Source organism: Nocardia blacklockiae (assembly GCF_015477355.1).
GTDB classification, from domain to species: domain Bacteria; phylum Actinomycetota; class Actinomycetes; order Mycobacteriales; family Mycobacteriaceae; genus Nocardia; species Nocardia blacklockiae.
The window spans coordinates 373,445-386,034 of sequence record NZ_JADLRJ010000007.1 but is presented as its reverse complement, the minus strand read 5'-3'; the positions used below and the strand labels follow the sequence as shown (position 1 = coordinate 386,034).

Sequence of the window (12,590 nt, the reverse complement as noted above, 5' to 3'; positions counted from 1 at the left end):
AACGCCAGCCGGAAAATAGCTGACAAAAATGCCCGACCCTCACACGGGGGTGTAGAGAGCCGGAACCAAAAATAATTGGCACTGACATTCATCGACACACTATTGAGTTCTCAAAGAACACACGCACCGAAGATCCGGCCGATTTTCTCTCGACCTTCTCTAGAGGCAACTTTTCCAGCCTAACCACTCTCCCCCATCGAGTCAAGCTCGGGGTGTCGAGCGGTCTTGCCGACCGTCAGGCGCTCCTCGTCCTACCTCGTGTCCCGGGCCTTGGGGCTCCGGGTCGGCGTCCGTGTCGCTCTGACTCGGAATAAGTTACGTGTCGGATAACGGATCGTCAAATCCCCAAGACGCTCGGTGTTCATGCAGGTCAGAAGAGCGCAATCAGACCACCGCCCGACCTGAATCACACGGGTGTGACTCAGGTCATGGCGATCTTCATCTGCCCGCGCGGCGGGCGCCCGCGAAGTTCTTCTTCCCGCGCCGCAGCACCAGCCAGCGTCCGTGCAGGTAGTCCGAATCGCCGGGCGTCCATTCGGGATCGGAGACGCGGGTGTTGTTCACCGACGCGCCGCCGTCACTGACCGCCCGCCGGGCCGCCCCGCGACTGTCCGACAGCCCCGAGGCGACCAGAAGATCGACGATCGTGGCGCCGTCGGTCACCTCGGCCACCGTGCCGTCGACCGCCGCCTCCGACAATGCGGCGGCGAGCGTCGACTCGTCGAGTTCGTGCAGGTCACCCCGCCCGAACAGGGCTTGACTGGCGAGCTGCGCCGCGCGGGTGTTCGCCTCGCCGTGCACCAGCGTCGTCATCTCGGCCGCCAGCCGGCGCTGCGCCTCCCGGGCGTGCGGCCGCTCCGCGGTTGCCTGCTCGAGTTCGGCCAGCTCGTCGCGGTCTAGGAAGGTGAACCAGCGCAGGTAGCGGATGACGTCGGCGTCGCCGGTGTTCACGAAGTACTGGTACCAGGCGTACGGGCTGGTCATCTCCGGGTCCAGCCACAGGCTGCCGCCGCCGGTCGACTTGCCGAACTTCTTGCCGTCGGCCGAGGTCACCAGCGGTGTGGTGAGCGCGTGCACGTGCTCGCCGTCGAGCCGGCGGTTGAGTTCCACGCCGGCGATGATGTTGCCCCACTGATCCGACCCGCCGACCTGCAACCGGCAGCCGTGCCGCCGCCGCAGCTGCACGAAGTCGTTGGCCTGCAACAGCATGTAGCTGAATTCGGTGTAGGAGATGCCTTCGCCGTCGAGCCGGCGCTTCACCGTCTCTCGGGCCAGCATGACGTTGACCGAGAAGTGCTTGCCGATGTCGCGCAGGAAGTCGACCGCGCTCAGCGGGCCGGTCCAGTCCATGTTGTTCGCGATGATCGCGCCGGTCGGCGAGTCGTCGAGGTCGACGAACCGCTCGAGCTGCCCGCGGATGCGCTCCGCCCAGGCGGCCACCGTGTCGGTCGAGTTCATCACCCGCTCGCCGACGTCGCGCGGGTCGCCGATCAGTCCGGTGGCGCCACCGGCCAGCACGATCGGGCGATGCCCGGCCTGCTGGAACCGTTTGAGCGTCAGCAGCGGGACCAGGTGCCCGGCGTGCAGGCTCGCCGCGGTGGGATCGAACCCGGCATAGAGGGTGGTCGGCCCCTTCGCCAGGTCGGACCGCAGCTCGTCCAGGTCGGTGGACTGCGCGATCAGCCCACGCCAGCTCAGTTCATCGATGATGTCGACGCTCACCTCGCCCATCTTTCCGCACGCCCCGCGCCCGCCCGTGCACAGGTCCGGCGAGGGTAGCCGCGCGCGCCGCCGCGGAGCTCGACCTTTTCTGTCGGCAAGGCCGGGACGGGTGCACCGCGTTGCGTGGGTGTGGCGATTCAGGCGAAGGCGTCCTTCAGCGAGGTCAGATGCACCCGGCTCGCCGTGGCCGCGGCGGCGGGATCGCGGGCGCGGACGGCCTCCAGCAGAACCTCGTGGGCGCGGTGGTCGGCGTGCTCGTCGGGCAGCGGGCGCAGGCGGAGCATGTCGGTCATGGCGTGCCGCGACCGGGGGACGAAGGCGTCGAACATGCTGGTGAGCACGTCGTTGTGGGCGGCGGTGACGACCGTGCGGTGGAAGGCGGTGTCGGCGTCGACGAGTTCCTCCACGGACGGCCCGGCCTCGGCGCGGGCGGCCAGGGCGCGCCACATGGCCCGCAGGTCCGCGGGCGTGCGGCGGTGCGCGGCGAGGGCCGCCGCCTCCGCCTCGATGGCGATGCGGGCCTCGACGACCGTGACGATGTCGGCGCGGCGCAGCAGCGTGTCCCAGTCCTCGGTCACCTCCAGCGCGGTCACGAAAACCCCTGCGCCCTGGCGGCTTTCGAGCACACCCTTACCCGACAGCTCCCGGATCGCCTCGCGCAGCGTGGAGCGGCCGACGCCCAGTTGCGCGGCCAGCGTCGTCTCCCCCGGCAGTTTGTGGCCGAGCAGCCATTCGCCGGCCCGGATCCGGCCGAGCAGTACCTCGGCGGCCTGAGCGGCCAGCGGATGCCTTTGTACGTGCGCCAAAGCCCGCACACCTCTCTACTTGTCTGAGGAGTTGTTTCTGGTTAGTGTAGGCCACATGGGACAGGGACTGCTTCTCCTCGGCCGCCGCGGCGGGGTCTGATCGACCGGCACCCTGCCCGCGGGTTGCTGGGCTGCGCCGGTCACTCCTCCGACGCGAAAGCAACGCACTACATGTCTACTTCCGCCTTCCCCTGGAATCGCCAGCGTCCGTCCGTCATGCCGTCGCATCGGTATCGCGCTGTGCACGAACGGGTTTCGGTTCCCGAGATCGACCGGCGGTGGCCGTCGAACCGGATCACCGAGGCGCCGCTGTGGGTGCCCGTGGATCTGCGCGACGGCAACCAGGCCCTCGCCGAGCCGATGGACCCGGCGCGCAAACGCCGCTTCTTCGAGCTGATGGTGGCCATGAGCTACAAGGAGATCGAGGTCGGCTACCCGAGTGCCTCGCAGGCCGACTTCGACTTCGTCCGCCTGATCCGCGACGCCGAGCTGGCGCCCGAGGACGTCACGCTGGTGGTGTTCACCCCGGCCCGGCGTGACCTGATCGAGCGCACCGTGCAGGCGATCGACGGCCTCGCCAACGACGTGGTGATCCACATGTACACCGCGACGGCCCCGCGGTGGCGCGAGGTCGTCCTGGGCCGCACCCGCGACGAACTGGCCGAACTGATCCACGCCGGTGGGCGCGACGTCCTGGAGCTCGCCGGGCACCTGCCCAACGTCCGGTTCCAGTTCTCGCCCGAGGTCTTCATGCTCACCGAGCCGGATTTCGTGCTGCGCGTGTGTGATTCGATGACGACGCTGTGGGATGCCACGCCGCGGCGGCCGGTGACGCTCAACCTGCCGGCGACCGTCGAGGTGGCGACGCCGAACGTCTACGCCGACCAGATCGAGTACATGCACCGCCACCTGTCCCGGCGCGACAGCGTGGTGCTGTCGGTGCATCCGCACAACGATCGCGGCACCGGCGTCGCCTGCGCGGAACTAGCGGTGCTGGCCGGCGCGCAGCGGGTGGAGGGGTGCCTGTTCGGCAACGGCGAGCGCACCGGCAATGTCGATATCGCCACGCTGGCACTGAACCTGCACGCGCAAGGGGTGGATCCGCGCATCGACTTCTCCGATATCGACGAGATCCGCCGGACGGTCGAGTACTGCACGAATCTGCCGGTCCACCCGCGCCATCCGTATGCGGGCGACCTGGTCTACACGGCGTTCTCCGGGACGCACCAGGACGCGATCAAGAAGGGATTCGCCGCCCATCGCGCCGAGGCCGCGCGCCGAGGCGTCCCGGAGCGCGAGGCGGACTGGGATGTCCCCTACTTGCCGATCGATCCCGCCGACGTCGGCCGCTCCTACGAGGCGGTGATCCGGGTCAATTCGCAATCCGGCAAGGGCGGCATCGCCTACCTGCTGGAAACCGAGTACGGAGTGACGCTGTCACGTGACGAGCAGGTCGCCTTCGCCCGGCGGGTACAGCGGTTCACCGACGAGACGGGCATGGAGGTCCCGGCGGAGACGCTCTGGAAGCTGTACAACGAGTTTCGACGCGAGTCGGCGGAATGAGACGTTGCGGAGGTGATTCGGTGAACGGTCAGGCCGGGCGCTCCAGCCGGGGAGCGCGGGGGCTGCGGCGGTAGGCCGAGACCGCGGGCGAGTCCGCCAGCCACCAGCGCCACGGCCGGTCCGCGGCGAGGCTGACGCCGACCCGCGGCCCGGCCCGCACGGCCGAGGTGTCGGTGAGCTCCGGGCCCAGTTCCAGGCGGATCGGCGAGGCCGGGTCGAACAGAGGTGTGCCGTAGTCGTCGAGGGTGATGCCCAGCGCGCTGCCCAGGTTGCCGGGTCCCTTCGCGAGGTCGGCGTCGGTGCGGGCGGTCGGGCGGCGGCTGCGGGCCGTGTCGTGGCCCGCGGTCACCTCGCCCGCGCGGATCAGCACCGCGCTCGCCACCCCGTCGGGACCGCTCGTCACGTTCACGCAGGTGTGCATGCCGTAACTGAAGTAGACGTACAGCACGCCGGGCGGGCCGAACATGACGGCGTTGCGCGGGGTGCGGCCGCGGCCGGAGTGCGCGGCGGGATCGTGCCACGGCCCGGCCGGATCCCCGCCGTATGCCTCGACCTCCACGATTCGGACGGCGACGGGTCCCGACCACAGCGTGGCGCCCAGCAGCCGGCGCGCGGCCGCCTGCGGTTCGACGGCAAGTTCCTCGGCAGACACAGCGCCCCATTGTCCCGAACCGGCCCTGCCGAGCCAAACGCGGGCGGCCGGGCACCGATGAATCGGCCCGGCACCCCGCGTGCCGGGCCGATCCCTCATCAAGCCCTCACTTGGGCAGATTCACCAGCCAGCGGTCGACGCCGTCGTGGCCCGAGCAGGTGCCGCGGCGGTGCTGGCTGAAGCTGTAGGTGCCGTCGTTGCATTGCGCGGTGGCGCCGTCCGGCGGCGTCGCGCTCTGCTGGGGACGCGGCACGCAGGCATGGTCGACGTTCTCGTATTCCCCTGCGCCGCAGACGAATTGCGCGGTACCGGCGGTCGCGGCGGGAGCGAGGAAGGCGGAGGTGGCGACGGCGGCCGCGAACAGCAGGGACGTGAGCCCGGCGGCCCGCCCGGCGATCGTGGGGCGAGTCCGCCCGGCGCCCCGGAGCATATTCGTCATCATTTCGAAATTCCTTACGGCAGAACACTTCTCACCGGGAGCGCAGTGAGCCCCCCAGCGGAGATCACCCTAACTCAGACACTCGGCACATTCCGAGCGATCTTTCCTCGAGATGACGAAAGTCCCGGTGGCTCAATGACCACGGTCCCGAGGCGGGTGCTCCGCGCTGCCCCGTAGGGGCCCTATCCCCGCCGGGCGCCGGTGCGCAGGCCACCGAGCTTGTCCGGGTTGACCTGGAACCGGATGTTCTCGACGCGGCCGCCGAGAATGTCGTAGCTCAGCGCGCCGATCGGCTGGTCCCCCGCGAGTACCAGCAGCCCGAGTTCCCCGTTGATCGTCGCGGGTTCCAGCCGGGCTCCGGCGCTGGCGGGCTTGGCCATGGCGCCGAGCAGCCAGCGGGCGACGTGGTCCGGGCCGTGCAGCGGGCGGCGTGCGGCGGTGACCTTGCCGCCGCCGTCGTTCCACAGCGTGACGTCGGGGGCGAGCAGTTCCATCAGCGCGTTGACGTCGCCGCCGTGCGCGGCGGCCAGGAATTTGGTGGTGATCTCGCGCCGGGCCGCCGCGTCGGCGTCGTAGCGCGGGCGGCGGGAGTGCACGTGCTCGCGGGCGCGGTGGGCGATCTGGCGCACCGACGGCTCCGGCCGGTCCAGGAAGCCTGCGATCTCGGCGTGGCTGAACCCGAAGACCTCGCGCAGCACGAACACGGCGCGCTCGACCGGGCCCAGCGTCTCCAGCACCACCAGCATCGCGGTCGAGACGCTGTCGGCCAGTTCGGTGTCGGCGGTGGTGTCGGGCGCGGCCAGCAGTGGTTCGGGCAGCCAGGGGCCGACGTAGGTTTCGCGGACGGCGCGGGCCGAGGTGAGCCGGTTCAGCGACAGATTCGTCACGGTACGCACGAGGTAGGCCTTCGGGTGCTCGATCGCGTCCCGGTCGGCATCGTGCCATTTCAGCCATGCGTCCTGCAGGACGTCCTCGGCGTCGGCGACGCTGCCCAGCATGCGGTAGGCGGTGCCGAACAGCAGGCGCCGGTGGGCGAGGAAGGGATCGGTCTCCTCGCCCCGCGGCGTGTCGAGTTCGCGGCGATCGTCCGGCATGGGCCTCATGCTTTCCGGAAAGTGGTGCGCGGGCAAGGTCAGCGGGTCGCGCGCCCGCCCTTGGAGAGCGCGACGGGGACGTTCACCCGCTTGCTCATCGCGAAGAACGGGACCGGGCTGCTGCTCACGGCCTCCTTGTAGAAGACGGCCGCGCGGCCGGTGAGGTACCAGCGCCGCGGGGTGTCGTCGGCATTTGTGAACTGGATGACCGCGTCGTGGCGGCCGAGACTGACCGGCTGGTGGAAGTAGCCGAACCGGAACGGCCGCACCTGCTTGCCGCGCAGCCGCCGGGCGATGGTGTCGGCGACGTAGCCGGCCGTGGGCATGCCGCTCTGGCAGGTGCCGTGGATCCGCCCCCAGGCCTGCCGCACCGCGGCGGCGTCGCCCACGGCGTACACGTCGGGATGCGACACCGAGCGCAGCGTGGCGTCGGTCAGGATGAAACCCTGTGCGTCGGTGGCGATTCCGGCGTCGGCGGCCAGGCGGGGAACCCGCACGCCGGCGGTCCACAGGGTGAGGTCCGAGGCGAGCAGCTCGCCGGTGGCCAGCCGGACCGCGTCGGGCAGCACCTTGGTCACCCGCGTGCCGACCCGGCGGACGATGCCGAGGCGGTCCAGCGCGGCGTTCAGATGGGCCCGCGCACGGTCACCCATCATCGCGCCCGGCTCGGTGTCGGCGAGCAGGGTGACCGTCAGGGCGGGGTGGCTCTCGGCGATCTCGGTGGCCGCTTCGATACCGGTCAGCCCGCCGCCGACGACGGTGACCGTGCCGTTCGCCGCGGCGATCTCGGTCAGCCGCCGCGAGAACCGGTGTGCCGCACGGGGATCGTTCAAGGTCCAGGCGTGCTCGGCCGCGCCGGGCACCACGGTGGTGTCGGTGGCGCTGCCAAGGGCGTAAACCAAAGTGTCGTAACCCAATTCGGTGCGGTCGTCGAGGGTCACGCGGCGGGCACCGGGGTCGAGGGCGACAGCGGCCGCGCGCCGGAAATCCACTCCCGAACCGTCGAGCATGTCCGGGATGCGGTGGTCTGCGAGTTCTTGACCGGCTGCGACCTGATGCATCCGCAGCCGCTCGGTGAACCGCTCCGCGGGGTTGACCAGCGTGATCCGCACGTTCCGCCCGCGTGTGCGGTGCGCCAGCCGGACGGTGGCCAGCATGCCGGTGTAGCCGGCGCCCAAGACGACGATCTCGTGCCGCTCGGTGACGTTCATGATGTGCTCCCAAGGCTCGAAGGGGCGGGGTCGGCTATGGGACAAACCGGCGGCACGGAACGTGACAGCCTTTCGTGTGACCTGCGTCACCGCCTGTCCCGCTGTTCGGAACAGGGTCGCGGCGAGCGCGGTTGCACTCTGCGACCGCTGCGTATCCGAGTGAGGTGACATGGCCGTACAGGTCGAGATCTGGACCGACATCAACTGCCCGTTCTGCTATCTGGGCAAGCGGCGTTTCGAGCAGGCCCTCGCGGAATTCCCGCACAGCAGCGAGGTGGACGTGGTGCATCGGTCCTTCGAACTGGATCCGACGCTGCCGCGCGACCACAGTGGCCCGGTGCTCGCGCACATCGCGGAGAAGTACGGCATCAGCGAGGCGGAGGCCGCGGCGAACGAGCGGGGCATCGCCGCCCAGGCGGAGGCGGCCGGGCTGCGGTACCGCACCGGCGGGCGCGATTTCGGCAGCAGCTTCGACATGCACCGGCTGCTGCACTACGCGCTCGCGCGCGGTCGGCAGGAACAGCTGCTGGACGCGCTGTACCGCGGCAACTTCGCCGACGAGCGGCCGCTGTTCGGCGATGCCGAGCGGCTGGTCGAACTCGCCGTCGAGGCGGGGCTGGACGAGACCGACGTCCGGGCCGTGCTCGCCGACCCGGAGGCCTATGCCGACGCGGTCCGCGCCGACGAGGAGCAAGCCGCGCGGTTCGGCGCGCGGGGCGTGCCCTTCTTCGTCTTCGATCGCCGCTACGGGGTCTCCGGCGCACAGCCTCCCGAAGTCTTCACCCAGGTGCTGGAGCGCGCCTGGGCCGAACACGAACCGGCACTCGAGGTGGTCGGCGGAGCCGACGCCTGCGGCCCGGACGGGTGCGCCCTGCCCGACCGCTCCTGAGCCCCGCCCTATCGGTCCGGCGCAACCGGGTGCTCGCGGCCCCTACCCGGCAGACCCCGCCGAACCCGGTCGCCCGCAACCCGCTCGAGAGGTCCGGCAGAACCCGGGCGCTCGCGACCGCCCCCTCAGGGGTGAACCCGGGTGGGAATCCGGGTACTCACCGATATCGCGGGGCGGTCGTGGTTTCTAGCGTCTAGGCATGGCCTCTCCACGGTCGCGGACGCGGCGAATTCTGTTTCGGCTCAGCGCTTTACTGGCCGTCGTGGTGCTCGCGGCCGGGGGCGGGGTGGTCTGGCTGTACGTTACGGCGCGGGTGTCCACCGTGGGGGCGGTGAATTTCACCGAGGAATTGAACGTGCCTCCGGAAGCGCAGTCGCACAAGGATATTGACGGTACGCGTGTCTTCGACCTCGAGATGCGTTCCGGGACAAGGTATTTTCGCCCCGGTCAAGCCACCGTTACGTGGGGATTCAACGGCGACCATCTCGGTCCCACGTTGCGGGCGCGGCGCGGTGAGCGGGTGCGCGTCGAGGTCCGCAATACGCTCGACCAGGCCTCCACGGTGCACTGGCACGGCATGCACCTGCCCGCGGCGATGGACGGCGGCCCGCACCAGGCGATCGCCCCCGGCGCGACCTGGGCGCCGGAGTGGACCGTGGACCAGCCCGCGGCGACCCTCTGGTACCACCCACATCCCCACGGCGCCACCGAATCTCACGTGCAGCGCGGCTTGGCGGGGTTGTTCGTGCTCGACGACGACGAGTCCGACGCCCTGCCCCTGCCGCACACCTACGGCGTCGACGACCTCCCGCTGATCGTGCAGGACGTGAAGTTCCGCGGCGGCGAGTTCGACCACGGGCGCGGATTCCTCTCCGACACCGGCACACTCGGCGATCGGACCATGGTCAACGGCACCCTCGCGCCGTACCGCGAGGTCGGCGACGAGGTGGTGCGGCTGCGCCTGCTCAACGCCTCGACGGCCCGCGTCTACAATTTCGGCTTCGCCGACGACCGCCGCTTCGCGCTGATCGGCACCGACGGCGGACTCCTCGACCGTCCCGCCGACCTGGACCGGGTCCGGCTGTCGCCCGGTGAGCGCGCGGAGATCGTCGTGCGCGTGCGCCCCGCCGAGCGCGTCGTGCTGCGCGGCTACCCGGCCGACCTGGGCCTGGACTTCTTCGGCCGCCGGTTCAACGGCGGCGACGACACCTTCGACGTCCTCGAACTGCGGGCGGCGAGCGTACTGCGTTCGACGTCGCGAATTCCGGACCGGCTGGTGCCCACCCGCCTGCCCGCGGCGTCGGATTCGCTGCGCGAGCGCAGCTTCGACCTGCAACTCCCCGCCATCAACGGGCGGCCGATGGCCATGGACCGCGTCGACGCCACCGTGACCCGCGGCAGCACCGAGACCTGGGTGGTCCGCAACACCGACGGCATGCCGCACAACTTCCACGTGCACGACGTCCGATTCGCGGTCACGGAGGTGAACGGCGCGCCGCCCCCGCCCGCCCTGTCCGGGCCGAAGGACACCGTGCTGCTCGCCCCGGGCGACACCGTCCGGCTGGTGCTGCGGTTCGACGGCCCCGCCGACCCCGACCACCCGTACATGTACCACTGCCACCTGCTGTGGCACGAGGACCAGGGAATGATGGGCCAATTCGTGGTCGTCGAGCCCGGCGCGCCCGCCCCTCGGCCTTCCCTCCACAGCGGACATTGATCCCCGCGGGGGTTGCGCCGCGACACCCCGGAGCGCAGAATTCATCACACAGTGAATTCAACACTCGATGAATAAGAGGGTGACCCATGACGGCACCGAATCCGTCCCCCGCGATCGCGGTCGAGCACCTGCGGGTGCACCGCGGGGGGCGTGAGGTTCTGCACGACGTCTCGCTGACCGTGCCGCGCGGCTGCATCACCGGGCTGCTAGGGCCGTCCGGCTGCGGCAAGACCACGCTGATGCGCAGCATCGTCGGCACGCAGCTGATCGAGGCCGGCAGCGTCCGGGTGCTCGGCGAGCCGGCCGGTTCGGCCGGGCTGCGCTCGCGCGTCGGGTACGTGACGCAGGCGCCGAGCATCTACGACGACCTCACCGTCACCGACAACGTCTCGTATTTCGGTGCGCTGTACGGCCGTTCGGGCGCGGAGGTGACCGCCGCCATCGACTCGGTCGGGCTCGGCCCGCACGCCCGGCAGCGCGGCAACCAGCTCTCCGGCGGGCAGCGCACCCGCGCCTCACTGGCCTGCGCGCTGGTCGCCGACCCGGAGGTGCTGGTCCTCGACGAACCGACCGTCGGCCTGGATCCCGTACTGCGCGTGGAACTCTGGGACCAGTTCCACGCCCTCGCCGCGCAGGGCCGCACGCTGCTGGTGTCCAGTCACGTGATGGACGAGGCCGAACACTGCGACCGGCTGCTGCTGATGCGCGACGGACAGCTGCTGGCCCAGCTCACCCCGGACGAATTGCGCGCCGACACCGGCGAATCGAGCCTGGAGAACGCCTTCCTCGCGCTGATCAGAATGGGAGAGCCGCGATGACCACCGTCACCCCGCGCCCGCTGCGCTGCTACACCGCCACCACCGCGCGCATCCTGCGGCAGCTGCGCGGCGACCACCGCACGGTCGCCATGCTGCTGCTGGTGCCCGCGCTGCTGATGTTGCTGCTGTACTTCGTGTATCGCGACACCCCGGTGGTGCCCGGAATGCCGCGGTTGTTCGACCGGGTCGGCATCAGCATGCTCGGCATCCTGCCGTTCATCGTGATGTTCCTGATCACCGCGATCGCCATGCAGCGCGAGCGGACCTCGGGCACCTTGGAACGCCTGATGACGACGCCGCTGGCGAAGCTGGACCTGCTGGCCGGCTACGGCACGGCGTTCTCCACCGCGGCCGCGGGCCAGGCCGCGCTGGCGTGCCTGGTGTCGTTCGGGCTGCTGGGCCTGCGTTCGGAGGGCAGCGTGTGGCTGGTGCTGCTGATCGCGGTGGTGGACGCGGTGCTCGGCGTCGCCCTGGGGCTGCTGGCAAGTGCCTTCGCGCGCACCGAGTTCCAGGCGGTGCAGTTCATGCCGCTGGTGGTGGGGCCGCAGTTCTTCCTGTGCGGGCTGCTGGTACCGCGCGGGCAGCTGCCGCACTGGCTGGAGGTGATCAGCAACCTGCTGCCGCTGAGCTACGCCGTCGACGCGCTCCAGCAGGTGTCCCGCCATCCGGGGGCGACCGGCGAGATGTGGCGCGATCTCGGGATCGTCGCCGGATTCGCCGCCGTCGCACTGACTCTGGGCGCGGCGACACTGCGGAGGCGGACGGCGTGACGGCCGACGACGGTCTATCCGACCACCTCGAGGCCGTCGACGGGGAGAGCCCGGGCCGCAGCGGGCGACGGCCCGGCCGCTCCGGCACCCGCGACGCGATTCTGGACGCGGCCCGAAGTCGTTTCGCGGAGGTGGGTTTCGACAAGGCGTCGATCCGCTCCATCGCCGGGCAGGCGGGCGTCGACCCCGCGCTGGTGCACCACTACTTCGGCACGAAGCAGCAATTGCTCACCGCCGCACTGGATCTGCCGATCGACCCCGACGTGATCCTGGAGCGCATCGCCGCCGCGCCGACCGAGCGCCTCGGCGAGACGATCGTGCGCACCGTGCTGGAGGCGTGGGACTCCCCCATCGGCATGCACGCGGTAGCGGCCTTCCGCAGCATCCTCGGCGGCAGCAGCGACCCGGCGCTGGCCCGGACGTTCCTCCTGGAGGTGGTGCTGCGCGACGTACGGGAGCGCGTCGACGAACCTCCGGGCACGGGTGTCCCCCGAGTGTTACTGGCCGCCTCGCAGATGATCGGCCTCCTGGTGGCCCGCAAGGTGGTCGGCGTACAACCGCTCGCCGCGATGACCCCCGCCGAACTCGCACCCCTCGTCGGCCCGACGCTCCAGCGCTATCTCACCGGCGACCTGGAGTTTCCCGCGACCGCGCGAGAGAACGGCGCGTCGAGGTGACCGCGCCTCAGCTCTGGGCCGAAAACGCCTCGTGCTCCTCGTCGCTCACGTCGCGGGCCTCGTCGACGAGCAGGACCGGGATCCCGTCGTCGACGGCGTAGGCGCGGCGCAGGCGCGGGTTGTAGAGCACGGTGTTGCCGTCGCGGTCGTGGACCAGCGACAGCGGCCCTTTGTCCTGCGGGCAGGCGAGCAGTCCGAGCAGGGTGGGGTCCAAGGTTTCCTCCGCCATGAC

Annotated in this window: 12 protein-coding genes and 1 pseudogene; 6 read left to right on the top strand and 7 right to left on the bottom strand. The window is 70.5% G+C overall.

The window, feature by feature from the left end:
- Positions 1 to 438 precede the first annotated feature (438 nt).
- The gene (gene tyrS / locus IU476_RS23250; RefSeq protein ID WP_195103323.1) at positions 439 to 1,722 is read right to left on the bottom strand and encodes a tyrosine--tRNA ligase; all 1,284 of its coding nucleotides are present in this window, start codon (positions 1,720 to 1,722) and stop codon (positions 439 to 441) included.
- A 137-nt stretch (positions 1,723 to 1,859) separates the two neighbouring features.
- Entirely contained in the window at positions 1,860 to 2,528 is a 669-nt protein-coding gene (locus tag IU476_RS23245) for a FadR/GntR family transcriptional regulator (protein WP_195103321.1), read from the bottom strand.
- A gap of 171 nt (positions 2,529 to 2,699) precedes the next feature.
- Here IU476_RS23245 and IU476_RS23240 point away from each other — a divergent pair.
- Positions 2,700 to 4,064 (top strand): annotated as a pseudogene (locus IU476_RS23240) (2-isopropylmalate synthase); the annotation flags it as partial.
- Positions 4,065 to 4,119: 55 nt separating this feature from the next.
- Here the strand turns inward: IU476_RS23240 and IU476_RS23235 are convergent.
- The 4 genes from IU476_RS23235 to IU476_RS23220 all read right to left on the bottom strand — a co-directional run bounded on the left by IU476_RS23235 (position 4,120) and on the right by IU476_RS23220 (position 7,487).
- Entirely contained in the window at positions 4,120 to 4,743 is a 624-nt protein-coding gene (locus IU476_RS23235) for a DNA-3-methyladenine glycosylase (RefSeq protein ID WP_324194213.1), read from the bottom strand.
- A 106-nt stretch (positions 4,744 to 4,849) separates the two neighbouring features.
- Positions 4,850 to 5,182: a DUF3761 domain-containing protein gene (locus IU476_RS23230; RefSeq protein ID WP_228824112.1), complete on the bottom strand. Its 333-nt coding sequence runs from the start codon at positions 5,180 to 5,182 to the stop codon at positions 4,850 to 4,852.
- A gap of 182 nt (positions 5,183 to 5,364) precedes the next feature.
- Positions 5,365 to 6,276 (bottom strand): RNA polymerase sigma-70 factor, encoded by a 912-nt coding sequence (locus IU476_RS23225; protein WP_195103312.1) that lies wholly within the window; start codon positions 6,274 to 6,276, stop codon positions 5,365 to 5,367.
- A gap of 38 nt (positions 6,277 to 6,314) precedes the next feature.
- The gene (locus tag IU476_RS23220; protein WP_195103310.1) at positions 6,315 to 7,487 is read right to left on the bottom strand and encodes an NAD(P)/FAD-dependent oxidoreductase; all 1,173 of its coding nucleotides are present in this window, start codon (positions 7,485 to 7,487) and stop codon (positions 6,315 to 6,317) included.
- Between the two features lie 169 nt (positions 7,488 to 7,656).
- Here IU476_RS23220 and IU476_RS23215 point away from each other — a divergent pair, with 169 nt between their 5' ends.
- The 5 genes from IU476_RS23215 to IU476_RS23195 all read left to right on the top strand — a co-directional run bounded on the left by IU476_RS23215 (position 7,657) and on the right by IU476_RS23195 (position 12,358).
- The gene (locus IU476_RS23215) at positions 7,657 to 8,376 is read left to right on the top strand and encodes a DsbA family oxidoreductase (protein ID WP_195103307.1); all 720 of its coding nucleotides are present in this window, start codon (positions 7,657 to 7,659) and stop codon (positions 8,374 to 8,376) included.
- Between the two features lie 199 nt (positions 8,377 to 8,575).
- Positions 8,576 to 10,093, top strand: coding sequence for a multicopper oxidase family protein (locus IU476_RS23210; RefSeq protein WP_195103305.1), 1,518 nt, complete (start codon positions 8,576 to 8,578; stop codon positions 10,091 to 10,093).
- A gap of 86 nt (positions 10,094 to 10,179) precedes the next feature.
- Positions 10,180 to 10,911: an ABC transporter ATP-binding protein gene (locus IU476_RS23205; RefSeq protein WP_195103303.1), complete on the top strand. Its 732-nt coding sequence runs from the start codon at positions 10,180 to 10,182 to the stop codon at positions 10,909 to 10,911.
- A complete protein-coding gene (locus IU476_RS23200) occupies positions 10,908 to 11,681 on the top strand; it encodes an ABC transporter permease (protein ID WP_195103301.1) in 774 nt (257 codons plus the stop codon). Before IU476_RS23205 ends, IU476_RS23200 begins: the two co-directional genes overlap by 4 nt.
- Positions 11,678 to 12,358 carry a TetR/AcrR family transcriptional regulator gene (locus IU476_RS23195; protein ID WP_195103299.1) on the top strand — a complete coding sequence of 227 codons (681 nt, stop codon included), beginning with the start codon at positions 11,678 to 11,680 and terminating at the stop codon, positions 12,356 to 12,358. Before IU476_RS23200 ends, IU476_RS23195 begins: the two co-directional genes overlap by 4 nt.
- Positions 12,359 to 12,365: 7 nt before the next feature.
- On the opposite strand, the gene IU476_RS23190 is transcribed toward IU476_RS23195, so the two are convergent.
- The gene (locus IU476_RS23190) at positions 12,366 to 12,587 is read right to left on the bottom strand and encodes a Trm112 family protein (protein WP_195103297.1); all 222 of its coding nucleotides are present in this window, start codon (positions 12,585 to 12,587) and stop codon (positions 12,366 to 12,368) included.
- Positions 12,588 to 12,590 lie beyond the last annotated feature (3 nt).

What these genes read in the sequence shown, in the direction of transcription:
- IU476_RS23210 (WP_195103305.1), top strand. Translation starts at nt 8,576, where the DNA reads ATGGCCTCTCCACGGTCGCGGACGCGGCGAATTCTGTTTCGGCTCAGC.
- IU476_RS23205 (WP_195103303.1), top strand. Translation starts at nt 10,180, where the DNA reads ATGACGGCACCGAATCCGTCCCCCGCGATCGCGGTCGAGCACCTGCGG.
- IU476_RS23190 (WP_195103297.1), bottom strand. Translation starts at nt 12,587, where the DNA reads ATGGCGGAGGAAACCTTGGACCCCACCCTGCTCGGACTGCTCGCCTGC.
- IU476_RS23200 (WP_195103301.1), top strand. Translation starts at nt 10,908, where the DNA reads ATGACCACCGTCACCCCGCGCCCGCTGCGCTGCTACACCGCCACCACC.
- IU476_RS23225 (WP_195103312.1), bottom strand. Translation starts at nt 6,276, where the DNA reads ATGCCGGACGATCGCCGCGAACTCGACACGCCGCGGGGCGAGGAGACC.
- IU476_RS23230 (WP_228824112.1), bottom strand. Translation starts at nt 5,182, where the DNA reads ATGACGAATATGCTCCGGGGCGCCGGGCGGACTCGCCCCACGATCGCC.
- IU476_RS23220 (WP_195103310.1), bottom strand. Translation starts at nt 7,487, where the DNA reads ATGAACGTCACCGAGCGGCACGAGATCGTCGTCTTGGGCGCCGGCTAC.
- IU476_RS23215 (WP_195103307.1), top strand. Translation starts at nt 7,657, where the DNA reads ATGGCCGTACAGGTCGAGATCTGGACCGACATCAACTGCCCGTTCTGC.